The organism is Rhizobiaceae bacterium, assembly GCA_023953845.1.
Classification (GTDB): domain Bacteria; phylum Pseudomonadota; class Alphaproteobacteria; order Rhizobiales; family Rhizobiaceae; genus Arvimicrobium.
Genome location: JAMLJC010000001.1, coordinates 2,552,501 through 2,577,534, shown reverse-complemented (window position 1 = coordinate 2,577,534; position 25,034 = coordinate 2,552,501). Strand labels below are relative to the sequence as shown.

Annotated in this window: 19 protein-coding genes and 1 rRNA gene (1 of these 20 cut by a window edge); 7 read left to right on the top strand and 13 right to left on the bottom strand. The window is 64.2% G+C overall.

Features of this window, described 5'->3' with window-relative positions; translation table 11 throughout:
* Positions 1-2: 2 nt before the first annotated feature.
* Positions 3-920, bottom strand: a complete 918-nt coding sequence (locus M9955_12500; GenBank protein MCO5082461.1) for a 3-keto-5-aminohexanoate cleavage protein — start codon at positions 918-920, stop codon at positions 3-5.
* Between the two features lie 77 nt (positions 921-997).
* On the opposite strand from M9955_12500, the gene M9955_12495 reads away from it, so the two are divergent.
* The gene (locus M9955_12495) at positions 998-1,978 is read left to right on the top strand and encodes a GlxA family transcriptional regulator (protein ID MCO5082460.1); all 981 of its coding nucleotides are present in this window, start codon (positions 998-1,000) and stop codon (positions 1,976-1,978) included.
* Positions 1,979-1,993: 15 nt separating this feature from the next.
* Here the strand turns inward: M9955_12495 and M9955_12490 are convergent, their stop codons facing one another.
* The 5 genes from M9955_12490 to M9955_12470 all read right to left on the bottom strand — a co-directional run bounded on the left by M9955_12490 (position 1,994) and on the right by M9955_12470 (position 7,835).
* Entirely contained in the window at positions 1,994-3,484 is a 1,491-nt protein-coding gene (locus tag M9955_12490) for a mannitol dehydrogenase family protein (GenBank protein MCO5082459.1), read from the bottom strand.
* A gap of 26 nt (positions 3,485-3,510) precedes the next feature.
* Positions 3,511-4,965: a xylulokinase gene (xylB, locus tag M9955_12485; protein ID MCO5082458.1), complete on the bottom strand. Its 1,455-nt coding sequence runs from the start codon at positions 4,963-4,965 to the stop codon at positions 3,511-3,513.
* 117 nt (positions 4,966-5,082) lie between these two features.
* Positions 5,083-6,411 carry a tetratricopeptide repeat protein gene (locus tag M9955_12480; protein ID MCO5082457.1) on the bottom strand — a complete coding sequence of 443 codons (1,329 nt, stop codon included), beginning with the start codon at positions 6,409-6,411 and terminating at the stop codon, positions 5,083-5,085.
* A 2-nt stretch (positions 6,412-6,413) separates the two neighbouring features.
* Entirely contained in the window at positions 6,414-7,037 is a 624-nt protein-coding gene (locus tag M9955_12475) for a LysE family translocator (GenBank protein MCO5082456.1), read from the bottom strand.
* Positions 7,038-7,121: 84 nt separating this feature from the next.
* Complete coding sequence (locus M9955_12470) at positions 7,122-7,835, bottom strand: MBL fold metallo-hydrolase (GenBank protein MCO5082455.1); 714 nt, start codon at positions 7,833-7,835, stop codon at positions 7,122-7,124.
* A gap of 446 nt (positions 7,836-8,281) precedes the next feature.
* Between M9955_12470 and M9955_12465 the strand changes: the two genes are divergently transcribed.
* From M9955_12465 to M9955_12440, 6 genes are all read left to right on the top strand, one after another.
* Positions 8,282-9,022 (top strand): L,D-transpeptidase, encoded by a 741-nt coding sequence (locus M9955_12465; protein MCO5082454.1) that lies wholly within the window; start codon positions 8,282-8,284, stop codon positions 9,020-9,022.
* Between the two features lie 111 nt (positions 9,023-9,133).
* On the top strand, positions 9,134-10,297 hold the full coding sequence (locus tag M9955_12460) for a diphosphate--fructose-6-phosphate 1-phosphotransferase (protein MCO5082453.1): 1,164 nt from the start codon (positions 9,134-9,136) through the stop codon (positions 10,295-10,297).
* 253 nt (positions 10,298-10,550) lie between these two features.
* Entirely contained in the window at positions 10,551-11,585 is a 1,035-nt protein-coding gene (locus tag M9955_12455) for a sulfate ABC transporter substrate-binding protein (protein ID MCO5082452.1), read from the top strand.
* Positions 11,585-12,448: a sulfate ABC transporter permease subunit CysT gene (gene cysT / locus M9955_12450; GenBank protein ID MCO5082451.1), complete on the top strand. Its 864-nt coding sequence runs from the start codon at positions 11,585-11,587 to the stop codon at positions 12,446-12,448. The genes M9955_12455 and cysT overlap by 1 nt, the downstream gene beginning before the upstream one ends.
* A 58-nt stretch (positions 12,449-12,506) precedes the next feature.
* Positions 12,507-13,352 carry a sulfate ABC transporter permease subunit CysW gene (gene cysW, locus M9955_12445; protein ID MCO5082450.1) on the top strand — a complete coding sequence of 282 codons (846 nt, stop codon included), beginning with the start codon at positions 12,507-12,509 and terminating at the stop codon, positions 13,350-13,352.
* 7 nt (positions 13,353-13,359) lie between these two features.
* A complete protein-coding gene (locus tag M9955_12440; GenBank protein MCO5082449.1) occupies positions 13,360-14,406 on the top strand; it encodes a sulfate/molybdate ABC transporter ATP-binding protein in 1,047 nt (348 codons plus the stop codon).
* 361 nt (positions 14,407-14,767) lie between these two features.
* Here M9955_12440 and cydX read toward each other — a convergent pair whose 3' ends face one another.
* From cydX to M9955_12405, 7 genes are all read right to left on the bottom strand, one after another.
* Entirely contained in the window at positions 14,768-14,920 is a 153-nt protein-coding gene (gene cydX, locus M9955_12435; protein MCO5082448.1) for a cytochrome bd-I oxidase subunit CydX, read from the bottom strand.
* A 19-nt stretch (positions 14,921-14,939) separates the two neighbouring features.
* Positions 14,940-16,097: a cytochrome d ubiquinol oxidase subunit II gene (cydB, locus tag M9955_12430; GenBank protein MCO5082447.1), complete on the bottom strand. Its 1,158-nt coding sequence runs from the start codon at positions 16,095-16,097 to the stop codon at positions 14,940-14,942.
* A gap of 5 nt (positions 16,098-16,102) precedes the next feature.
* Positions 16,103-17,680, bottom strand: coding sequence for a cytochrome ubiquinol oxidase subunit I (locus tag M9955_12425; GenBank protein MCO5082446.1), 1,578 nt, complete (start codon positions 17,678-17,680; stop codon positions 16,103-16,105).
* 64 nt (positions 17,681-17,744) lie between these two features.
* Positions 17,745-19,436: a thiol reductant ABC exporter subunit CydC gene (cydC, locus tag M9955_12420; GenBank protein ID MCO5082445.1), complete on the bottom strand. Its 1,692-nt coding sequence runs from the start codon at positions 19,434-19,436 to the stop codon at positions 17,745-17,747.
* Positions 19,433-21,211, bottom strand: coding sequence for a thiol reductant ABC exporter subunit CydD (gene cydD, locus M9955_12415; GenBank protein MCO5082444.1), 1,779 nt, complete (start codon positions 21,209-21,211; stop codon positions 19,433-19,435). The genes cydC and cydD overlap by 4 nt, the downstream gene beginning before the upstream one ends.
* 2 nt (positions 21,212-21,213) lie before the next feature.
* Complete coding sequence (locus tag M9955_12410; GenBank protein ID MCO5082443.1) at positions 21,214-21,786, bottom strand: GbsR/MarR family transcriptional regulator; 573 nt, start codon at positions 21,784-21,786, stop codon at positions 21,214-21,216.
* Positions 21,787-22,803: 1,017 nt separating this feature from the next.
* Positions 22,804-25,034: ribosomal RNA gene (locus tag M9955_12405) — 23S ribosomal RNA — on the bottom strand; it runs 483 nt beyond the window's last position.

Here is a 25,034-nt window from a genome sequence, read left to right as displayed (position 1 = left end):
CCTCAAGCCGCCACCGGCGCGCGCTTGGTCAAGCCCAGCTTCCTGCGCACTTCCTCCGGTCCGATGACGCGGGCGCCGAGATTGGTGACGATGTTTGCCGCGCGCTCGACCAGTTGCGCGTTGGTCGCCAGCACGCCCTTGTCGAGCCAAAGATTGTCCTCCAGCCCGACGCGGACATTGCCGCCGGCGAGCACGGCGGCCGCGGCATAGGCCATCTGGTTGCGGCCGAGCGAGAAGGCGGAAAAGGTCCACTCCTTCGGCACGTTGTTGACCATCGCCATGAAGGTGTTCAAATCGTCCGGCGCGCCCCACGGCACGCCCATGCAGAGCTGCACCAGCGCGCCGGGCTTAAGCACGCCTTCCTCGACCAGTTGCCTAGCGAACCAGAGATGGCCGGTGTCAAAAGCCTCGATCTCCGGCTTGACGCCCATGGCCGTCATCATGCCGCCCATGGCGCGCAGCATGCCGGGCGTGTTGGTCATCACATAGTCGGCTTCGTTGAAGTTCATGGTGCCGCAGTCGAGTGTGCAGATTTCCGGCAGGCACTGGCGCACATGCTCGACGCGGTTCGACGCGCCGCCCATGTCGGTGCCCTGCGCCTTCAGCGGCAGCGGGTTCTCGACGTCGCCGAACACCATGTCGCCGCCCATACCGGCGGTGAGGTTCAGCACCACGTCGACATCCGCGGCGCGGATGCGCTCGGTGATCTCGCGGTAGAGATGCACGTCGCGGCGCGGCTTGCCGGTCTCGGGATCGCGCACATGGCAGTGGACGATGGCCGCGCCGGCCTTCGCCGCATCGATGGCCGACTCGGCGATCTGTTTCGGCGAGCGCGGCACGTGCGGGCTGCGATCCTGCGTGCCACCGGAACCGGTGACGGCGCAGGTGATAAAGACCTCGCGGTTCATCTCGAGCGGCATGACGTCCTCCTCCTAGCAAGTACGGGCGCAACATCGCGCGACTTGCCGGACGCTGCTTTACGTTTTACGAACAGCGTTTGATGAAAAGCGAAAAACCAACCATCTTTCGGCCCGAACGTTCAAAGCTCGCGGTCACCTTTCTGGTGCTGACCGGCACGTCCATCATGTGCGTCGCCTCGGCCATCGACCCGCTGCGCGCGGCGAACCGCATCGTCGGCGAACGGCATTTCGACTGGCGCATCGTCTCGGTGGACGGCGAGCCGCCGGTGACCACGTCCGGCTTGCCCATCGCGGTCGATGGACGCTTCGACGCGGCCGGCAAACCCGACGTGCTGATCGTGGTGGGCGGCTTCGGCACACGCGATCTCGGCACGCCCGCCTTGAACGGAGCGATCCGTCGCATCGCGCGTTCGGCGCGGGCGGTGGGCGGCGTCGAGGCCGGGACATGGCTGCTCGGTCATGCCGGGCTGCTGGAAGGACGCAAGGCGACGACACACTGGGAGGATCTGGAGGATTTCGCCGCCGCCTTTCCCGGCGCGGACGTGAAGCCGGACCGCTACGTCATCGACGGCCCGATCTTCACCTCCGGCGGCGCTTCGCCTGCCTTCGACCTGATGCTGCATCTGGTGCGTTCGCGCCTTGGCATGGCCGTCGCGCTCGATGTCGCATCGGTCTTCATCTACGATCAGGCGCGCGCCGCGACCGATGCGCAGCCGCTGGTCTCGCTCGGCCGGCTGGACGGCTACGATCCGCGCTTCGCGCAGGCGATCCGGCTGATGGAGGCGCATGTCGACCAGCCTCTGACGGTCGCGGCAATCGCGCGGAGGGCCGGCATCACGCCGCGCACGCTGGAACTGATCTTCGGCCGCTCCATCGGCGAGACGCCCGGCGCCTACTATCTGCGCCTCAGGCTCAACGCGGCGCGGAGGCTGGTGCTCGACACCGGCGTGCCCATGACCGAGATCGCCGCACGCACAGGCTTTTCGAGCGCAGCCGCATTCTCGCGCGCATTTTCGCAGGCGTTCGGCAGACCGCCGATGGCGATGCGGCGGGGGTGACGTCCGTATGCCTGACTACGCCCCCCGCGCCTTCTCGGCCTCGGCGGAGATCGCGTGGCGCATGCTGCGCGAGAGCATCAGTTCCAGTCGCGTATTGACCGCCGAGTGGAATTCCGGAGACGACGCCAGTGCGGGTTCGAACAGGCCCGGCAGGTCGAAAAGAAGGTCGACCACCGAGTTCGAGTCGCGGGCCGCCTTGCGCAGACGCGCAGCGATTTCCGCTTCGCGCGGATCGCGCAACTCGTATGGTTTGCCGCTCTCGTCCATGCCCAGACAATAGCGCATCCACGCGGCAATGGCGAAGGCATAGCTATCCGGCGGAAAGCCCCGGCTGAGGGCGATCATTGCCGGTTCGAGCAGACGCTGGGGCAATTTTTGCGTACCGTCCATGGCGATCTGATATGTCTGGTGCGCGATGGCGCGGTTGGCGAATCTGGCGCGCAGATCGCGGGCATAGGCTTCCAGATCGATGCCCGGCACGGGATCGAGCGTCTTCGCGGCCTCCGCCATGTGACGCGCGACGATCGTCGCGAGCTCCTCGTCGGCCATGGCGTCGCGCACATGGGCGTGCCCCGCGATGAAGCCGGAATAGGCGAGCAGGGAGTGCGCGCCGTTCAGCATGCGCAGCTTCATCTTCTCGTAGGGCGCGACGTCGGTCACGAACAATGCGCCGCCGGCCTCCCAGTCCGGCCTTCCGGACGCGAAGCGGTCCTCGACGATCCATTGCGTGAAAGGTTCGGTCTCGACCGCCGCCAGATCGTCGAGCCCGGTCAGGGCGCGCGCGTCTTCGCGCGTCCGATCGGTGCTTGCGGGCGTGATGCGGTCGACCATGGTCAACGGGAACGGCACTTCCGCCTCGATGAAGGCGGCGAGGCCGGCATCCAGCGCCCCGGCGAAGTCGAGAACGAGCCGCCGCAGCTTCGCGCCGTTGTGCGGAAGGTTGTCACAGCAGAGGACGGTCAGCGCCGGCAATCCGCGCTCGCGGCGCAGACGCAAGCCCTCCGCGATGAAGCCCACCGCGCTTTGCGGGCGACGGGGATTCTCCAGATCCGCCGCGATCGCCGCCTGCGCGCGGTCGAGGCCGCCGGTTTTCGGATCGATGCCGTAGCCCTTCTCGGTGATGGTCAGGCTGACGATCCGGGTCGCGGGCGCGGCGATGGCGTCCAGCACCGTGACAGGCCCCTGCGGCGCCACAAGCACCTTGCCGATGCTCCCGACGATGCGCGCCGCGGTGCCTTCCGTGTCGCGCACGAGGAGCGTGTAGAGGCCATCCTGCGGATTGAGCTCCTCCGCGACCTTCGGCGCGCGCAGTGAAACGCCGGTGATCATCCAGTCGCCGCCGGCCGCATTCATCGCGTCGTCGGTCGCAACGGCCTGATGCGCCTTGTGGAAAGCGCCGACGCCGAGATGGACGATACCGGAAGCGCGCGAGCGGTCGTAGCCGGGCCGGGCGACACCAGTCTTCGCACGCGTCAGCGTGATCTGGCTCAGCCTTCGCTCAGACATGATGCATAACACCCCGGATCGTCATCTCAGCGCATCGTTCCACGGATGGCCGGATAGAGCGCGCGGTAGTGCGCATAGGCATCGGCATAGGATTGAAGCAGATTCTTCCCGGGTTCGATCGTCTCCTCGGTCGCCGGCGAGGTGCAGACCGACAACGGGTCCGCGTTCTCGGCCGCGATCAGGCCCAGCCGGGCCGCGCCGAAGGCCGCCCCGAAATCGCCGTCCGCCGGAATGTCCACGGGAATGCCGAGGGCCGTGGCGATCGAACGGAGCCAGTAGCGCGAACGCGAGCCGCCGCCAATCGCGGTGACACGGTCGAGCTTCGTGCCGGCGGCGGCCAGCGCCTCCAGGCAATCCCGGAAGGCGAATGCGACGCCTTCGACCACCGCCTGAGTCAATGCCGGCACGCCGGATTCGTGCTCCAGCCCGACGAAGGCGCCACGGATCGCGGCATCGTTGTGCGGCGTACGCTCGCCGGAAAGGTAGGGCAGGAAAGTGACGCTTCCCGGTTCCTTCAGGTCTTCGCCGAGTGTGCCCGTCAGTTCCGCCGCGCCCTTGCCGGTGATGTCCGACAGCCAGTTGAGCGAATCGGTGGCGGAAAGGATGACGCCCATCTGATGCCATGCCTTCGGCAGGGCATGGCAGAAGGTGTGGACGGCACTTTCCGGGTTCGGCAGATAGGCGCCGTTCGCCGCGAAGAGCACGCCGGAAGTGCCGAGCGAGACGAAGGCGTTGCCGGGCGCGACCGTGCCCATGCCGCAGGCGGAGGCAGCGTTGTCGCCGGCGCCGCCCGCCACGACCACGCTTCCCGTCATGCCCCATTTCGACGCCAGTTCGGAACGGAGCGTCCCGGCCCTGTCGGTACCCTCGACCAGCGAAGGCATCTGACTTTCATCAAGATCGGTCGCCGCGAGCAGTTCACTCGACCAGCGCCGCCCCGCGACGTCGAGCCATGACGTGCCGGCGGAATCCGACATTTCGGAGATATGCTCGCCGGTCAGCCAGAGGCGCAGATAATCCTTCGGCAACAGCACTTTCGCCACCCTGGCGAAGATGTCCGGCTCGTTGTTCTTGACCCAGACGAGTTTCGGCGCGGTGAAACCGGGAAAGACGATGTTGCCGGTGATCTTCCTGAAGCGCGGGTCGGCATCGAGTTTTGCCGCCTCGGCATGGCTGCGCACGTCGTTCCAGAGGATGCAGGGCCGCAGCACGGCATCCGCCTTGTCGAGCAGGGTCGCGCCATGCATCTGGCCGGAGAGGCCGATGCCTATCACCGCCGCCAGCTCCTTCGGATGGGACGCTTTCAGCGCTACAATGGCGTCCCCGGTGGCGCGCAGCCAGTCCGCCGGCGCCTGCTCCGACCAGCCCGAATGCGGACGCGACACGTCGAGATCGCCATGGCCGGTGCCGACGATCCTCTGCTCGCCGTCGATAAGCAGGGCCTTGACGCCGGAAGTGCCAAGATCGAGCCCGAGATACATGCATTCCTCCCTTCCGGCATCTTCCCCTCCGGGAGCCGGCTCAGGGCTTCATATCAAGAATTCAATCGATGCGAATATGGAAAGACAGGCAATGCGTGTTTTCCGCCATGGATTGCGTCAGGCGACGGCCATTTGCGCCGCGCGCCGGGCAAAGAGCGCCGAAAGCGGACTGTCCGGCCGCGCGGAATGCCTCTCGGCCGCGAGGGCCTGCGCCAGATGCGTCTGCCCCGAGCGGATCGCGGCCTCGACCAGCGTCAGGTCGATGACGTCGCGCTGGGCGTGGCTGCCGCCGAAGCGGCCGGATATGGCGCGCACCGGCCGCAGCAGGCGGACGGTCTCGGCATAATTGCCGTCGCCGAAGGCGCGGATGGCGAGGCACACCGGGTGGCCGACATCGCGGGTGAAGCCGGCATTGTCGTCGTCTGCCGCCATTGCCTCGCGCTGGGCGGCGATGAGGCCGTCGGCCGCGCCCGAAAGCCCCGAGCCGACAAAGGCCATCATGGCGTGCGCGTCGTTGAAGGCGTAGTTTCCGGCCTTCGCCTTGGGCGACCAGTTGGCGGCCAGCGCCTGCCAGCGGTCGCCGACATCGAAGCCACCGAGATGGAGCCGCCAGAGCAGCGCCGAGGCGTCTACCATGTTCAGCGCCAACGTCGAGCGCGCCCCGTAGATCGGGCCGTCATAGAGCGCCAGCATCTCCTCCGTCTCGCCGAGATCGTAGTGGAACAGCGCCAGATGCCACCAATTGTGGACCTGAAGGAAATTCTCCCTCGTCCAGTTGGCCTCGTTGTCACGCATCCAGCGTATGCCGTCATGCTGCCGGCTCTGCATCTCCATCACATGCGCCACCGCATGCTGCGCCCAGCCGTTGCGGGGCTGAAGATCGATGGCGCGGCGGCCGAAGGCCTCGGCCCGGGCATAGTCCGCCGTCTCCTCGAAGCCGAAAGCCTGCATGGAGAGGATGGCATGGTAGCCCGGCATGGCTTCAGACCAGACCGGCAGGGCGCGGGCGATGCGGTCGCGCAGCATGCGGGCATTGCCGGTGAAGAAATCGATCTGATGCCCGGCAAGCAGCGCCAGCGCATCCTGCGGCACGTCGATGGTCAGGTCTTCGAGAATGGCGGCGGCGCGATGCCAGCCGCCTTCCGCAAGCTGGCCGAGGGCTGCCGCGTGAGCGCGCTCGCGGTCGTTCCCGGCCAGTCTCACGGCGGTGGCTGCCGCTTCGCGCGCGACAGGCATGGCGTCGCGCTCGGTCGAAAGGCCGAACATGACGCCCTTGAAGACATGCGCCATCGCAAAGCCCGGCGCCGCCGCGATCGCCTTGTCTATGGATGCGACCGGATCGCCGATGAAGCATTGCAACTGGTGCATCGCCTCTTCGTAGCGGCCGAGCGCTTCAGGCGTCGCTCCGGTGACGGCGAGGCCGAGATTGTCGCGCAACGCCGCCATCGCTAGTGCCCCGAGCGGATCGCGGCCGTCGCCACGCCGGCGCCCACCAGCAGCGTGCCGCCGGCGCGGTTGAACATCGTGATGGCGCGCGGGTTGCGGACGAGGTTGCGCGCCCGCGAGGCGACCAGCGCGTAGCCGAACGCATTGGCGAAGGCGAGCGTCAGGAACGTCACCTCGAAGACGACCATCTGCGTGAGGAAATCCGCGTCCCGGCTGATGAACTGCGGCAGGAAGGCGACGAAGAAGGTGATGCTCTTCGGGTTGAGCGCGGTGACCAGCCATGCGTGGGCAAGCATCTTGCCGGCCGACGCCGTGTCCGTGCGCGGCCTTGCGTCGAGCGCGCCGCCGGCGCGGAACAGTTTTATGCCAAGATAGACGAGATAGGCCGCGCCGATCCATTTGAGGACCGTGAAGACCGTGGCCGAAGCCGCCAGCAGCGCGCCGATGCCCAGCATGGACAGCGTCATGGCCGTGAAATCGCCGAGCGCCACGCCGACGGCCATGGGCAGCGCCGTGCGCCATCCCTGCCCCAGCGCGTAGGAGGCGACCAGCAGGATGGTGGGGCCGGGTATCACCAGCAATACGGCGGATGCGGCCGCGAAGGCTGCCCAGGTTTCGAAGGACATGCGGGACTCCTACCGTTTAACGACAGGATAAATCCCCCGGCCGGACGGGATGTAAAGAGAATTTTTCGCGCCCGGCGCCGCCTGTCAGCGCGTCAGATAGCCCCGCGCGATCTCGCGCATCCGGTCGCCGTCGAAAGGCTCGCCATGACCGCCCAGCACCAGCCGTGCCGGCAGATCCAGAATGCGCTTCATCGTCTCGCGATAGTCCGTCCTGTCGGAATCCGGCAGGTCGTCGATCAGCGTATCGTCGTAGATGGCGTCGCCTGAGAAGAACAGACCGTCCACCTCGTCGAGCAGGCCGATCGAATCGGGGGAATGGCCGGGAAGTTCGAGCACGCGCAACACACGATCGCCGAGGTCTATCGTGTCGCCTTCCGCAAGCACGCGCGTCAGCGGCGCCGGCCCGATCCGGTATTCCGCGATGTCGAAATCCGCCGACGGTTGCGCGCCGAGCGGATCGACGAGGTTGCGCAGCGCGTCGGCGTAGGTGAGCTTTTCCGGCATCGTGGCGAAAGCGTCCGCCGAAGCGCGCGGGCCGGCGCGTTCGGCAAATTCGTGCAGCGAGCCGACATGATCGAGATGGATATGGGTCGCCACCGCCAGCAGCGGCTTGCCGGGCGTCAGCGGCAGGACCGGCGCGAGCGGGGCCAGTCCCATGCCCGTGTCGACCAGAAGGTCGACGTCGCGGCCCGGCAGGAAATAGATGTTGGCGCGCAGATATTCATGCACGAAAGGTTCCGTAAACCTGACGACGCCCGCGGTCAGGTCTGTTCTGGAGAACCAGTTCGGATGCGGAATGGTGCTGCTCACGCCTCGATCTCTCGCGAAAATCGCCAAGGATGAGAGCGCGTCCGCTGCCGCGCTGCAAGAGCCGCTGTGAATCGGCCGGCATCATCGGATGCCCAGCGCGGTTTGCAGCAGCGTACCGAGATCGAGGTTCGAACTGATGCCGGCGACCACGGCAAGCAGGGCCGCGCAATAGATCATAACTTCAAATTTGATGTGGTCGCTCATGATGTCCCTCTTGATGCCGACGAGGGATAAGCACGACTGCGGATGAGATTGTGACGCAAAATGGGATAGTTCGTGGCGGGTCGTGCAGATTGTGCGGCAGATCGTCGGGAGAGGCCGGAAATGCTTCAATAAATAATTGATTCCATTGTATTTACCCTTTCTCAACCATGAATGCAGACAATGCGGGATAAATCCCGGCTGTGTCGCCGGACACTGGATGGTGTGTTCTCGTGTCGAAATCCTCGCTGCCTGCCGCAGACATTGAATCCCCTGTCGCCGATCATGCCCTGACGCGCCGCGCCGCCCTGCTCGGCCTCGGCGCAGCCGCGCTCTCGGCCGGTTGCAGCAACACGCTCGAGGTGCCGTCGCTCAATCTGGACTATGCCTCGACCGGCTCGATCCGGCCGCAGATCAGCATCGACGCGGCGGTGAAGAGCCCGGAACTCATGTATGCCTCGTTGACGGACGAGGGCTTTCAGGTGCCGGAAGTGCCGTTCAAGAAGATCGAGCCGAAATGGCGCCGGCAGGTGGTGGTCGATCCGACCGGCGAGGCGCCGGGCACCATCGTGGTGCGGCTGCAGGAGCGTTTCCTCTATCTCGTGCAGTCGGGCGGCGACGCCATCCGCTACGGCGTCGGCATCGGCAAGGCGGGTTTCGAGTGGAACGGCCGCGCCAACATCCAGTACGGCCGCAAATGGCCGACATGGACGCCGCCGAAGGAAATGATCGCGCGCAAGCCGGAACTCGCCAAATGGGCCGGAGGCCAGCCGGGCGGTCTCGAAAATCCGCTCGGCGCCCGCGCTCTCTATATCTTCAAGGACGGACAGGACACCGGCTATCGCGTCCACGGCTCGCCGGAATGGTGGTCGATCGGGCAGGCCATGTCGTCCGGCTGCGTGCGTCTGATCAACCAGGACATCATCGACCTGTATTCAAGGGTCAACGGCAAGACGCCCATCGTGGTGGGTTGACGCAGCCCGAAGCGCATTCCTCGCTTTCCCTGTTCCTTTAAACCGATTAATATGACTCGGCGCCCGCGAAGCCTTCCGGCGGGCGCATATCGGTTTTCCGGGAGCGAGACCATGCCGAAGACCTTCGTGATCGCCCAGGGCGGCGGGCCGACCGCCGTCATAAACCAGACGATGGTGGGCGCCGCGCTGGAAGCGCGCAAGCGCTATCCGAAATCAAAGGTGCTCGGCGCACTGCATGGCGTGCGCGGCATCCGCGACGGCAAGTTCGTCGAATTGCACAAGATCCCCGAGGCCGACCTCAAACGCATCGCCAACACGCCGAGCGCGGCGCTCGGCTCCACCCGCGACAAGCCGGACGCAGCCTATACGGCGCAGGTGCTGGAAGGCCTGAAGAAGGTCAAAGCGGACGTCTTCGTTAATATCGGCGGCAACGACACGTCCGGCACCCAGCAGATTCTCACCGACGCGGCCGGCGGCTCCATGGTGTTCATGCACGCGCCGAAGACGATCGACAACGATCTGATGGAGAACGACCATACGCCGGGCTTCATCTCGGCAGGCGAGTTCGTCGCCGGGGCCTTCAAAAGCGTCGATCTCGATTTCCGCGCGCTGCCGGGCATCTATGTCGGCATCGTCATGGGCCGGCATGCCGGCTTTCTGACGGCGGCGTCGGCGGCATGGCGCGACGAGGACGACGGCCCGCACCTGATCTACGTGCCGGAAAGGGCGTTCTCGACGAAACAATTCATCGACGACGTCAGGCGCACGGTGGACAAGCACAAGCGCTGTGTCGTCGCGGTGTCGGAGGGCGTCACGACCGCCGACGGCAAGGCGCTGCTCGAAAGCCTCGTTCCGGCCGACAGGCTCGAACGCGACGCGCATGGCAACATAAAGCTCTCAGGCAGCGACCTGAACCGCGCGCTGGAACTGGCGCTGGCGGAAGGCCTGCCGGGCAAGCGCGCCCGTGTCGACGCGCTCGGCTACATCCCACGCGGCTATATCGGCGCGATCAGCAGGACCGACGCGCGGGAGGCCTTCAGGGCCGGCGCCTTCGCCGTCGCAACCGCCGAACAGGGCGGCGCCTCGATCGCGCTGAAATACGAGAACGGCAAGACGGTGCTGAAACGGGTGCCCCTTGGCAATGTCGCGGCGAAGACGCGGCATATGCCCGACAATTTCCTCGACAAGGACGGCACGCATCTCTCCAAGGCGGGAATGGCCTATTTCGAGCGGCTGATCCCGCGCAAGTTCGAGACGGGAAAGCCTTTCGTCTAGAACTGCGCGCGAATGTCGCCGGACGCGACGCTTGACCGTCACGGCGGGCAAGCGCAGAATTTCCTGCGCTTTTCAAAGGCAGCAAATTTGCGCGGTTCTGAGCCAATGGTCCCGCCCGTAGCACACCATTTCCCGAAAAGCGGCGGCCGGCACTAAAAATTTGTGCGGAGTACCCTAAATTTCATTGTTCGCTGCCCCGACACGGCAGGTCATTTCGCGCAAAGTCCCAGCGTTAAAACGTGGAGGCCACGACATGACCATTTCACGCAGATCAGTCCTCATCAGTTCCATCGTCGCCGCCGGCATGCAGTTCGGCGGCCTTGGGTTCGCCTTCGCGGACACAACGCTCCTCAACGTCTCCTATGATCCGACGCGGGAGCTATACAAGGAATTCAACGCGGCTTTCGCCGCGAAGTGGAAAGCCGATACCGGCGAGACTGTGACCATCCAGGCCTCGCATGGCGGCTCCGGCAAGCAGGCGCGCGCCGTCATCGACGGGCTCGACGCCGATGTGGTGACGCTCGCGCTGGAAAGCGATATCGACGCGATCGCCCGGGAGAGCGGCAAGATACCGGCCGACTGGCGCAAGCGCCTGCCCAACAACTCGTCGCCCTACACCTCGACCATCGTCTTCCTCGTCCGCAAGGGCAATCCGAAGGAAATCAAGGACTGGGGTGATCTGGTGAAGGACGACGTGCAGATCATCACGCCCAACCCCAAGACGTCCGGCGGCGCCCGCTGGAACTATCTCGCGGCCTGGGCCTGGGCCCATAAGCAGTTCGGCGGCGACGAAGAGAAGATCAAGGGCTTCGTCGGCGACCTCTACAAGCATGCTCCGGTGCTCGACACCGGCGCGCGCGGCTCGCTTACCACCTTCGCGCAGCGGCAGATCGGCGACGTGCTGCTGGCCTGGGAGAACGAGGCGGCGCTCGCCGGCGCGGAGTTCGGCGCGGACCAGTTCGACATCGTCGTGCCGCCCTCCTCCATCCTCGCCGAACCGCCGGTGACCATCGTCGACGGCAATGTCGACGCCAAGGGCACGCGCAAGGTGGCGGAAGCCTACCTGAACTATCTCTACTCCGACGAAGGCCAGCAGATCGCGGCGAAGCACTTCTATCGCCCGTCCAACCCGGCGGTGGTGCCGGCGGAGATCCTGCAGAACCTGCCGAAGCTGGAACTGGTCTCGATCGACGACCCGATCTTCGGCGGCTGGTCGAAGGCGCAGCCCTATCACTTCGGTGACGGCGGCATCTTCGACCAGATCTACAAGCCGGCATCGTCGAACTGATGAGTACGGCCGCCGCCACGCGCGGGGGCTGGGCGTTCAGGAAGCCGAGCGTCATCCCGGGTTTCGGGCTGACGCTCGGCTTCACGATCGTCTACCTCACGCTGATCATCCTCATTCCCCTTGCCGGCATCGCGTGGCGCTCGGCCGATCTCGGCTGGAACGATTTCTGGGCAATCGCCAGCGATCCGCGTGTGATCAAGGCGCTGCAGATCAGCTTCGGGGCCTCGCTGGCGGCCGCCATCGTAAACACCGTCTTCGGCATGATCGTCGCATGGGTCCTCGTGCGCTACCGCTTTCCCGGCCGGCGCATCCTCGATGCGGCGGTCGACCTCCCCTTTGCCCTTCCGACAGCGGTGGCGGGCATCTCGCTCGCCGCCATCTATGCGCCGAATGGCTTGATCGGGCAGTTCCTCGCGCCCCTCGGCATCAAGGTCGCGTTCACGCCGCTCGGCATCGTCGTCGCGTTGATCTTCATCGGATTGCCGTTCGTCGTGCGCACCGTGCAGCCGGTCATGGAGGAGATCGATCGTGAGGTCGAGGAGGCTGCCGCCACGCTCGGCGCAAGCCGCTTCCAGACCGTCTTCCGCATCATCCTGCCGGGGCTTGCGCCGGCGATGCTGACCGGTTTCGCGCTGGCCTTCGCCCGCGCGGTCGGAGAGTACGGCTCGGTGATCTTCATCGCGGGCAATATCCCCTATGTCTCGGAGATCGCGCCGCTGCTCATCGTCATCAAGCTGGAGGAGTTCAATTATGCCGGGGCGACCGCGATCGCCGCGGTCATGCTGGTGCTCTCCTTCGTCATGCTCTTCCTGATCAACCTCATCCAGGCCTGGAGCCGCAGGAGGTACGGCTATGGCGCTTGATATCGCTGCCGCCATGGTGGACAAGACCATGATCGAAAGAGAGCAGGCGGAGAAGCGCATGGTCTCGCCTCCGCCAACCACCGAATCGCCGTTCACGCGCGCGGCCCTGATCACCATCGCCGTCGCTTTTCTGACGCTTTTCCTGTTTCTGCCGCTGATCGCGGTCTTCGCCGAAGCGCTCAGCAAGGGCGTCCCGGCGTTCATGAACGCCTTCGACGACCCCGACACCATGGCGGCGATCCGCCTGACGCTGCTGGTCGCGGCGATCGCCGTGCCGCTCAATACCGTGTTCGGCGTGGCGGCGGCGTGGGCCATCGCCAAGTTCGAATTCAAGGGGAAGGCGTTCCTGACGACGCTGATCGACCTGCCCTTTTCCGTGTCGCCGGTCATTTCCGGGCTCGTCTACGTTCTGCTTTTCGGCGCACAGAGCGTGCTCGGGCCGTGGTTGAAGAGCCATGGCATCGAGATTCTCTTCGCGGTTCCCGGCATCGTTCTCGCCACGATCTTCGTCACCTTCCCCTTCGTGGCGCGCGAGTTGATCCCGCTCATGCAGGATCAGGGCACCGGCGACGAGGAGGCCGCGATCTCGCTCGGCGCATCCGGCTGGCAGACCTTCTGGTACGTCACGCTGCCTAACATCAAATGGGGCCTGCTCTATGGCGTGCTGCTCTGCAACGCGCGGGCGATGGGCGAATTCGGCGCCGTGTCGGTGGTCTCCGGCCACATTCGAGGCCTGACCAACACCATGCCGCTGCATGTCGAGATTCTCTACAACGAATACAATTTCGTCGCCGCCTTCGCCGTCGCCACGCTGCTCGCGCTGCTGGCGCTGGTCACGCTCGTCCTGAAGTCCCTTCTCGAATACAGGTTCGGCGACGAGATCGCCGGCAACGCAAAGCACTGAGGCCGCCATGCAGGTTTCGATCCGCAATGTCCGCAAGGAGTTCGACGGTTTCGCCGCGCTCCGCAACGTGTCGCTGGACATCCGGTCCGGGGAGCTGATCGCGCTTCTCGGCCCTTCGGGTTCCGGCAAGACGACCCTGCTGAGGCTGATCGCGGGGCTTGAAAGCCCCACCGCCGGCTCGATCTATTTCGGCGACGAGGACGCGTCGCACAAATCCGTGCAGGAGCGCAATGTCGGTTTCGTCTTCCAGCACTACGCCCTGTTCCGGCACATGACCGTGGCCGAGAACATCGGCTTCGGCCTGAAGGTCAGAAAGGGCGGGACACGCCCGCCGCAGGGCGAGATCCGGCGCCGGGCGCTTGAGCTGCTCGATCTGGTGCAGCTTTCCGGCCTCGAAAACCGCTATCCCAACCAGCTTTCCGGCGGCCAGAGACAGCGTGTCGCGCTGGCGCGGGCCATGGCGATCGAGCCCAGGGTGCTGCTGCTCGATGAGCCGTTCGGCGCGCTGGACGCGCAGGTGCGCCGGGAGTTGCGCCGCTGGCTCAGGGAAATCCACGACGCCACCGGGCACACGACCGTCTTCGTCACCCATGACCAGGAGGAAGCGCTTGAACTGGCGGACCGGGTCGTCGTCATGAGCCAGGGCGATATCGAGCAGGTCGGCACGGCGGACGAGGTCTATGACCGGCCGAACTCGCCTTTCGTCTACGGCTTCATCGGCGATTCCAGCAGCCTGCCGGTCCGGGTCGAGCACAACGAGATCTGGCTTGCCGATCGCGCCATAGGCCTTTCGGCGCGCGACGTGCCGGATGGTCCCGCCACGCTCTATATGCGCCCGCACGATGTCGAACTGCTGGACGGCTGCGGCGGCTGCATCGCCGGCACCGTGGCGGCGAGCCGCCGCGTGGCCGGAACACGCCGCGTCGAACTGGAAATCGGCGGCGAGCGTCAGCGCGTGGAGATAGAGCTGCCGGTCGACCATCCGGCGGCGGCGAAATCGCGGCTGGCGTTCCGCCCGCGCCGTTGGGCGGTTTTCCGCCCAACTGAAGGGTGAACGCCATCAGCATGCGTCAGCCGCGCAGACTTTTGGTAAGCCTTGGCGAACCAATATTATTCACCATTCGTCTTATTCGCGCCTTTCTATATGGACAGACCGCCCCGGCAGGCGATATTTCTTCGGTCGGGGCTTGAATTGGGTGTGTTGGGCCGCGTTGCGGTGGTTTCGGGTTGCATGAGGCGATCCGCGGACTATTGTCCACGATCATTGCGTCGGATTCCCGATATACAGATCAATTCACCGCTCGAGATGACAGGGAATCGATGATTTCCCCTCCCACTGCGGTGTACTGGCCGGATCGTCGCGGCCCCGACGATCCGGCCCTTTTACCTGGCGCGGATCGTTCCCCCATAACGGGTCAGCGGGATCGTTTTCTGCTCGCCTGAGCCCGCTTTTCCACTGGCGCACCCTTCTTTTTCGCCTCGTCGTCGATCAGTTCGTACCACATGGCGTTCAGCACGGCGAAGGCTGCCGCGAGAGGCAGGCCGAGCAACCAGGAGAAATACCACATTGCCGTTCTCCCTGTCCGTTCAATAGGCGTGACCGCTGCCGTCGCTGATCTCCTTCGCGTCCACCTTGCCCCAGAGAACGCGGTAGACCCAAGCGGTATAGGCGACGATGACGGGAATGAAGATCACGGTCACGACGAGCATGATGAAAAGCGTCAGATGGCTCGACGATGCGTCCCACACCGTCAGGCTCGACCGCGGATCGATCGAGGACGGCAGGATGAAGGGAAACATCGACAGGCCTACGGTCGAGACGATGCCCAGCACGGCCGCCGCCGAAGACAGCAGGGCCGGCACCTCGCGGCGCGAACGCAGGAAGGCGAGGCTTCCGAGCGCTCCGGCAAAACCGAGAATCGGCGCGATCATAATCCATGGATGCGCGCCGTAGTTCGCAAACCACGCGCCTGCCGCCTGCTCCACCGTCTTGCCGAGGGGATTGGACGGCCCCGTCGTGACGATCTCGCTGGTGATGCGGTAGCCGTCCACGCCGGCCCACAGCCAGACGCCGCCGAGCGCGAACAGGACGATGGTGGCAAGCGCCGCGACGCTGCCGAAGCGACGCGCCCGTTTCGCCACCTCGCCTTCGGTCTTGACGACCAGCCACCCGGCGCCGTGCATCACGAGCATCGACACTGACAGCAGGCCGCAAAGCAGCGCGAAGGGATTGAGAAGCTCGAACAGCGTCGTGCCGTCGTAGAAGACGCGCAGGTCCGGGTTGAAGCGGAACGGCACGCCCTGGAGCACGTTGCCGACCGCCACCCCAAGGATGAGCGCCGGCACGAAACCGCCGACGAAGAGCGCCCAATCCCAGTTCCTGCGCCATGCCGCGCTCTCGCGCTTCGACCGGAACTTGAAGGCGACCGGCCGCAGGATCAGCGCGAAGAGGATGGCGAACATGGCGAGATAGAAGCCGGAGAAGGAAACCGCGTAGAGCGGCGGCCATGCGGCGAAGATGGCGCCGCCGCCAAGGATCAGCCAGACCTGGTTGCCTTCCCAGACCGGCCCTACCGCGTTGATGACGACGCGCCGCTCCAGATCGGTCTTCGCCACGAAGGGCAGCAAGGCCGCTGTGCCGAGGTCGAAGCCGTCCATCACCGCGAAGCCGATGAGAAGCACTCCGAGCAGCAGCCACCAGATGAGTCGCAGCGTTTGATAGTCGATCATGTCGTGCAGGATCATGGTACTTACTCCGCTGGAGCGAGCGCGGGCGGCGCGAGCGGCGCTTCCGACTGGCTGTCGGGTTCCGGGCCTTTCTGTATGGCCCGGAGCATCAGCATCATCTCGATGACGAACAGCACGGTATAGATGAGCACGAAGCCCACGATGGTCGCGAGCACGGTCGATGCGCCGAGGCTGGACACAGCCGCCGCCGTCGGCAGGACGCCTTCGATGATCCATGGCTGACGTCCGAATTCGGCGACCACCCAGCCCAGTTCGGCAGCGATCCATGGCAACGGAATGCTCAGGACCGCGAGACGCAGCAGGATCGGATAGGCGTCGAGCCTTCGGCGCGCAGACAGGTAGAAGAAGGTCGCCGTCAGTGCGATGAAGAAGAGGCCGAGACCCACCATGATGCGGAAGGACCAGAACAGCGTCGGGACATGCGGCACGGTGCTCCAGGCCGCTTGCGCGATCTGCTCGTCGGTCGCCTGTCTCGGATCGTCTATGTAGCGCTTCAGCAGCAGCGCGTAGCCGAGGTCGGCGCCGTTGTCCTCGAAGGCCTGCCGCACCTCCGGCGCGATGTCGGTCGTGCTGCCGGCCTCGCGGATCTTCTGCAGCGCGTCGAAGGCGATCACCCCCTGACGGATGCGCGTTTCGGCATGCCCGACCAGTTCCTCGATACCGGGGATCTGCGTCGTCAGGGAGCGTGTGCCGATCAGGCCCATGACCCAGGGAATGTGCACGGCGTAGTGCGTCTCGCGCGCCTGCTGGTCCGGAAGGCCGAACAGCGTGAAGGCGGCAGGCGCTGGCTCGGTCTCCCACATGCCTTCGATGGCGGCGAGCTTCATCTTCTGGTGCTCGGTGGAGAGGTATCCGCTCTCGTCGCCGAGAACCACGACGGACAGGGCCGAGGCGAGGCCGAAGCTCGCCGCAACCGTCATCGAGCGCTTGGCAAGCTCGGAATGCCTGCCTTTCAGCACATACCAGGCCGAGATGCCGAGCACGAAGATCGAGGCCGTGACATAGCCCGCCGAGACGGTATGCACGAACTTCGCCTGCGCGACGGGGTTGAACAGGACCTCGAAGAAATCCGTCACCTCCATGCGCATGGTCTGCGGGTTGAAGGCAGAGCCGACCGGGTTCTGCATCCAGCCATTGGCGATCAGAATCCACAACGCGGAGAAGTTGGAGCCCAGCGCCACGGCCCATGTCGCCATCAGGTGCCCGAGCTTCGAAAGCTTGTCCCAGCCGAAGAAGAACAGGCCGACGAAGGTCGCCTCGAGGAAGAAGGCCATCAGGCCCTCGATGGCGAGCGGCGCGCCGAAAATGTCTCCGACATAGTGGCTGTAGTAGCTCCAGTTCATGCCGAACTGGAATTCCATGACGATGCCGGTGGCGACGCCCATGACGAAGTTGATGCCGAACAGCGTGCCCCAGAACTTCGTCATCTGCCGCCAGATCACCCGGCCGGTCATGACATAAACCGTCTCCATGATCGCCAGCAGGACAGAAAGGCCGAGCGTCAGCGGCACGAAGAGAAAATGGTAAAGCGCGGTGATCGCGAATTGCAGCCGGGAGAGGTCTACGACATCCAGTTCCATTTGGCTCATCCCGGCTCGCGCCGGTCTCCTGCTGAATCGGTACCTGTCGTTCCGCTCCGATAAGTCAATCGGGACGCAGCGCCGCAAGCGCGGCCTCGTATCCAGGCTCGCCGCGCCCGACGATGGCAGCAATGCTTGCCTGTTTCATGACGACCAGCCGATCGGCTGCCTCCGCCTCTCGCCTGATATGCGTGGCCGTGACCACGGCGCGGGCACCTGAATGCGCGACCAGACGGCGCATCACGTCGCGCGCAGTGGCGCGGTCGAGCCCTTCGGTCGGCTCGTCGAGGAGCCACAGAGGCGTATCGCGCAGGAAAAGGCGGGCCAGCGCCAGCCGACGCGCCTGGCCGCCGGAAAGGCCATGGCCGCCTTCGCCGAGCCTCGTGTCCAATCCGGCCGGCAAAACCTCGATGTCGACGCGCAGGCCGGCCGCCTCCAACGCCTCGAGCAGGCGGTCGTCATCGGCATGCGGATCGGCGAGCCGCAGATTGTCGCGGACGGTGTCCTGAAAGAGTTCGCTCCGCTGCGTCACGAGCGTCGCCTCGCAACGCGCCACCCGGCCGCTTTCCGCCTCGATCTCGCCGGCAAGCAAAGCGAGCAATGTCGACTTTCCCGCGCCGCTCGCACCAATCACCGCAATACGCTCGCAGCGTCCGACGGAAAAATCCACGTCGCGCAAGGCAAAACCGGCCGCGCCCGGATGCCGCACCGAGACGCCCTCCAACCGCACCGCGCTGCCATCCATCGGCGCAAGCACCGTTGCGGTTATCGGCGGCGGGGCAAGCCGGGGCGCAATGCGACGCGCCGACAGAAGCGTGCGGCCGAGTTCGACGGCTCCGCGCCGCAACGGCACGAAAGGCTCCAGGACGGAAAGCGCGACCAGAACGCCAAGGGCGGCGGCCGGCGCACCGGCTGCGCCGGAATGCGCGAGAAACGCCACCGCGACGAGCACCCCGTACAAAAGCACCGCGCCGGCGATGCCGAATCCCATGCCAGCCCGCGTCTCGATACGGTTCAACGCATCGTCGGCCCGTGTCAGATACTGGTCGACTGCGACGATTTCCTCTCGCTGCGCCGCGAGCCGGCCGGCCATGATCCACTCCGTCTGGCCCGATACGAGATCGATGACGCGGGCGCGCAACGTCTCCAGAGCATGAGCCCGCCGTCGCGCGGGCCGCCGGGCGGCAATGGCGGCGAGCGTCGGAATACCGAGACCGACCGTCACAAGCAGCGCAAAGGCGCCGAGCCCGAGAAGCGGATCGATCATGCCGAAAACGACGCCCGTTGCCAGCGCGACGGAGAGCGCGCCGAGAACGGGGAGCGCGACGCGCAAATAGAGCGAATCCAGCGCGTCGATATCGAGCGTGAGGCGGAACAACAGCCGCGCCGGTCGCCCCGCCAGTTCCCGCGCGGCATCCGGCCGCGACCATGCGCGGAACAGGCGCTCGCGCAATTCCGCCAGCACGCCGAGCGTCGCATGGTGGGTCGCCAGCCGCTCGCCGTAGCGCGACGCGGTGCGCGTCAGCGCGAGAAAGCGGATGCCGGCCGAAGGCGCGAAGACGTCGAAAGCCAGCGCGGTCGCCACGGAGAGCCCGGCAATTCCGGTCGCGGCGATGAACCATCCCGAGAGGCCCAGCAGCGCCACCCCGGACAGCGCCGTCGCGGCCGTCAGAAGCATCCCGATCAAAAGCATGGACCGATTGCCGGCGAGAAAGAGATCCGCCACCGGCCGAAGCTGCCTTATCGTCCGGATCATGCCGCATCCTCCAGCGTCGTGCCCGTGAGGCGGACGACGCGGTTCATGCGCGCCGCCAGCACGGGGTCGTGCGTCGCGACGATGAGGGTGCGTCCCTTCGCCAGAGCCAGCAGCGTCTCGGTGACGGCCTCTGCCGTAATAGTATCCAGATGCGCCGTCGGCTCGTCCGCCAGTATCAGGCCGACGCCGGGCTTCGTCGCGATGCGCGCGAGCGCGAGACGCGACGCCTCGCCGCCCGACAGGCCGACGCCGTTCTCGCCGATGAGCGCAGGCCCCCGATTGTCGATCACGGGTCCCAGTCCAACGTCGCGAAGCGCCTGCCGCGCCGACCGCATGTCAATCTCGGGCCGGCCAAGGGCGACATTTCCTGCGATCGTTCCCGGAAAGACGTGCGGCTGCTGGCCGATCCACGCCATGCCGCGCCTCAACCCATCCGCCGTGGCGGGGGTGAGCGGCGTGCCGTCGATGAGGATGCGGCCGCTTTCGGGCGAAGCGAGGCCCGCCATCAGCGCGATCAGGGTCGATTTCCCGCCGCCGCTCGGCGCGAGCAAGGCGACGTGCTCGCCGCCAGCGACATCCAGATCGAAGCCGTCGAGGACCAGCGGCTTTTCGGCGGCATGACGGAAAGAGAGGTTCTCCACCCTGACATGCGTGGCGGATGTCCCGGCAGGTTTTGCCCGCGCGTGAACCGTCTCGTGGGTCTCCGATCGAGCCTCGCTTGCGGACAAACGATCGAGCGCTTCCAGCGCCGCCTCGCCAGCCGCCCGATCGTGCCAGACGGAGGAAAGGTCGCGCAACGGCTCGAAGAATGCGGGCGCCAGCAGGAGGATGAAGAGGCCTTCGGCCAGCGTCAGCTTTTCGCCCCAGGCACCGAAGGACAACTGGCCGAGCAGGTGGAAGCCGACATAGACAGCCACCATGGCGACGCCGAGGACGGCGAAGAGTTCGAGCACGGCCGACGACAGAAACGCTATCCGCAGCACGGCCATGGTGCGGTCACGCAGGCTTTCGGCATCCGCCCTCAGCCTCTTCGCAGTTGCATCGACCGCCTGCATCGAGCGGATCGTCGTCATCCCGCGCAGCCTGTCCAGAAGGAACGCATTCATGCTGCCGAGTTCGACGAGTTGCGCCTCGCTGGCCGCCTTCGCCCGCATCCCGACGAGCGCCATGAAGATCGGAATGAGCGGCGCGGCGACAAGCAGGACGAATGCCGCCGCCCACGAATAGGCCAGCACGCAGAGAAGAATGGCGAAAGGCACGAGCACAGCGCGCATGCGGGTCGGACGGTATCGCGACAGATAAGGCACGATCGCTTCCGCCTGCTCGGCAAGCGCGCTGGCCGCCGCCCCGGAAGCCGGCCTGCCGGCATCGAAGGGCGACCTCGCCGCGAGCGCCGCGACCGTCTCGCGCCTTCGCTCGGACAGCACTGTCCGCGCGTGGCGAAAAGCCATGCGGCTGCCGAAGGCATCCAGAACGGAGCGCGCGATGCCCAGCGCAAGGACGCCGATCGCGCAAAGAACGACCTTCATGAAGGAGTCTTCGGCGGCGATATTGCCGACCGACACGGCGAGCAGAGCCGCCTGCGGAACCCACAAAAGCGACGCGATCGACTGGAAAACGGTCGCCAGACGCAACGACCTGCCGGAGATCGGGAGGGAACGCGCCAGACGCTCTTCTTCCGGGTCGACGCTGTTGGCCGTCGTGGCGCCACGCCGCGATTTGCGCGTCCGTCCGGTATCGCTCGCAATTGCGGGGATAGCAGCCGCATCCGACATGGTCACGCCTCCCCGGCGGTGGACTTGCGGCGGCCCATGGAAACGATCCGGTCCTTGGCTTCCAGAACCTTGATGATGCGGGCACCGAGGCCGAGCAAGCCGGCCAGCCGATCGGTGTCCAGCTGCTTCACCTCATCGTACCAGTTGGTCAGGCGTTCGATCAGAGCCTGCATTTCGCCCATGCGCTGTTGTGCGAAGCGTTCCTTGTCGCTGTCCGGCGTCTTCATCAGGATCTCGCGCAGGACGGACAGCGTCGGATCGACCTCCCGCTTTTTCCGCTCCTCGGCCAACGTCCGCAGAATCTGCCAGACATCTTCCGGCGTCGTGTAAAAATCACGCCGGTCGCCGGGCAGATGCTTCAGCAGGACGAGGTTCCACGCCTGAAGTTCCTTGAGGCTCATCGACACATTGGACCGCGAAATGCCCAGCGAGTCCACTATCTGCTCGGCGCAGAGCGGCTCGGACGACACGAACAGCAGCGCATAGATCTGCCCGACGGTGCGGTTGATACCCCACCGGCTGCCCATTTCGCCGAAATGCAGCACGAAGGCCTGAATGAGAGGCGGGAGATCCATCTCAGGTCCATCACTTGTTTCAGAAATTTCTGAAACTTCTATATGTACGGAGATCGCCTCGTACAAGCGCGGCCCTTGCGGCCTTCGGTCACAACGCCCGATCCGCGTTGGGACGGCGACTCACGGCTTCAAAGTTGCGTAATTTAAACCTTACCGATAACGCGGTAATCGCAGCCTGACACACAGCGGATTCGAGTTGGCGGTCGATATGATATTCATACAAAATATTTCGGCACGCATCATCCGCCGGGCGTTGATGCCCGCTTCGTCCCAGTTGAGTTTCGAGGAGAAGCATTCCGATGCGGAATGTCCGATTTCCCTGACCCACTAACTTCTGGCCAAAAGAAAACCCCGCCAACCTGACGGTTGACGGGGTTTTCATGAAACTTGGTTGCGGGGGGGCGCAACCATCTTTACTTGCGATCAAGTGGCGGACATTTGCCTCTTGGCGCCGCACCTGACGCCGAGGATACGGCCGCTGATGGAGGTAACTTTCTTTCAGCCTTATTCCGAACAGCGGCGTAGAAAGCGACCGCAGCTTGGATCGGATTCGAATGCGTTGGTACGTGCTCGCGTCAAATACCGATCAAGGGATGCGGGGGAACTCAACCTACTCGTCATCCCCCAGAAGAAGTGAACCGCTCAGGGATTGCCGGAGGCGTTTTAGTTTGAGTCACGCGGCCATGGGTTGGGCTTCCAGCATGGCGTAATAGCGTTCCTCGGCTTCGGCCGGAACCGACCCCAAAGTGGTCGCCCGATGATTCAGAACCAAGGCAGTGGCCTGTGTATTCGTGCAAGCTTGGCTTGCCGGTTTCGCCAATCGCAATGCGGGTTCGAACCCTTAGATCAATGAGGCAGGGGACACCCCTCCCCACTATCGAAAGGAACCCGATCATGACCCAGAAAACCATCCTTCGCAGCGACGAACTTTCGTGCCCCTCCTGCGTGCCGAAGATCGAGAAAGCGCTCAACGCCCTTCCTGGTGTGGCAAAGGCCGAGGTGCGCTTCAACACCGGCAAGATCGAGGTCGAGCAAGACCCCGCGCAATCGAGCGTTGAAGCGTTGGTCGAGGCGGTGCGCGGAACCGGCTATGAGGCACAGCCTGCCGCCTATGTGCTGGCGCACAACAGGTCCACCAGAGATACGTCCATCCCGGTCCTCTCGTACTAGGGACAGATCCTCTCAATATTCCTACACCCACGGCAGATAGGGACCGAACTGTCTCACGACGTTCTGAACCCAACTCACGTACCGCTTTAAATGGCGAACAGCCATACCCTTGGGACCTGCTCCAGCCCCAGGATGCGATGAGTCGACATCGAGGTGCCAAACAACCCCGTCGATATGGACTCTTGGGGGTCATCAGCCTGTTATCCCCGGCGTACCTTTTATCCGTTGAGCGATGGCCCTTCCACGCGGGACCACCGGATCACTATGACCGACTTTCGTCTCTGCTCGACTTGTCAGTCTCGCAGTCAGGCAGGCTTATGCCATTGCACTCAGCGAACGATTTCCGACCGTTCTGAGCCCACCATCGCGCGCCTCCGTTACTCTTTAGGAGGCGACCGCCCCAGTCAAACTACCCACCATACATTGTCCCGGACCCGGATAACGGGCCGCGGTTAGACATCCATAGAGATAAGGGTGGTATTTCAAGGGAGGCTCCACAGAAACTGGCGTCCCTGCTTCAAAGCCTACCACCTATCCTACACATGCCACTACGAATGCCAATGTAAAGCTATAGTAAAGGTGCACGGGGTCTTTCCGTCTAACCGCAGGAACCCCGCATCTTCACGGGGAATTCAATTTCACTGAGTCTATGCTGGAGACAGCGGGGAAGTCGTTACGCCATTCGTGCAGGTCGGAACTTACCCGACAAGGAATTTCGCTACCTTAGGACCGTTATAGTTACGGCCGCCGTTTACTGGGGCTTCGATTCAAAGCTTGCACCTCTCCTCTTAACCTTCCAGCACCGGGCAGGCGTCAGACCCTATACGTCGCCTTGCGGCTTCGCAGAGCCCTGTGTTTTTGATAAACAGTCGCTACCCCCTGGTCTGTGCCACCCCCCTATACTTGCGTACAGAAGGGTCACGCTTATCCCGAAGTTACGCGTGCAATTTGCCGAGTTCCTTCAGCATAGTTCTCTCAAGCGCCTTGGTATACTCTACCAGTCCACCAGTGTCGGTTTCGGGTACGGACTATAAGTGGGAGCTATTTCCTGGAACCGCTTCGCTGCCCGTTCAATCCGATAAGATTGGACAACTTATGCGATCCGTCACTACCCACAGGCTCACGAATATTAACGTGATTCCCATCGACTACGCCTTTCGGCCTCGCCTTAGGGACCGGCTAACCCTGCTCAGATTAACTTTAAGCAGGAACCCTTGGACTTTCGGCGGGGGTGTCTCTCACACCCCTTACGTTACTCATGTCAGCATTCGCACTTCTGATACCTCCACGGCCTCTCACGAGTACCGCTTCACAGGCTTACAGAACGCTCCGCTACCGCTCGCATTGCTGCGAACCCTAAGCTTCGGTGTATGGCTTGAGCCCCGTTACATTTTCGGCGCAAAGACCCTTATTTAGACCAGTGAGCTGTTACGCTTTCTTTAAATGATGGCTGCTTCTAAGCCAACATCCTGGTTGTTTTGGGATCCTCACATCCTTTCCCACTTAGCCATAACTTGGGGACCTTAGCTGTAGGTCAGGGTTGTTTCCCTTTTCACGACGGACGTTAGCACCCGCCGTGTGTCTGCCGACTAGTACTCCTGGGTATTCAGAGTTTGCTTAGGTTTGGTAATCCGGTAAGGACCCCTAGCCCATGCAGTGCTTTACCCCCCAGGGTATTCGGTCGACGCTCTACCTAAATAGATTTCGCGGAGAACCAGCTATTTCCGAGTTTGATTGGCCTTTCACCCCTAGCCACAAGTCATCCCGAACTATTGCAACAGTTATGGGTTCGGTCCTCCAGTAAGTGTTACCTTACCTTCAACCTGCTCATGGCTAGATCACTCGGTTTCGGGTCTAATGCGACGAACTGAACGCCCTGTTCAGACTCGCTTTCGCTGCGCCTACACCTATCGGTTTAAGCTTGCTCGTCACACTAAGTCGCTGACCCATTATACAAAAGGTACGATGTCACCCTTGCGGGCTCCATCTGTTTGTAGGCAACCGGTTTCAGGTACTTTTTCACTCCCCTTGTCGGGGTGCTTTTCACCTTTCCCTCACGGTACTAGTTCGCTATCGGT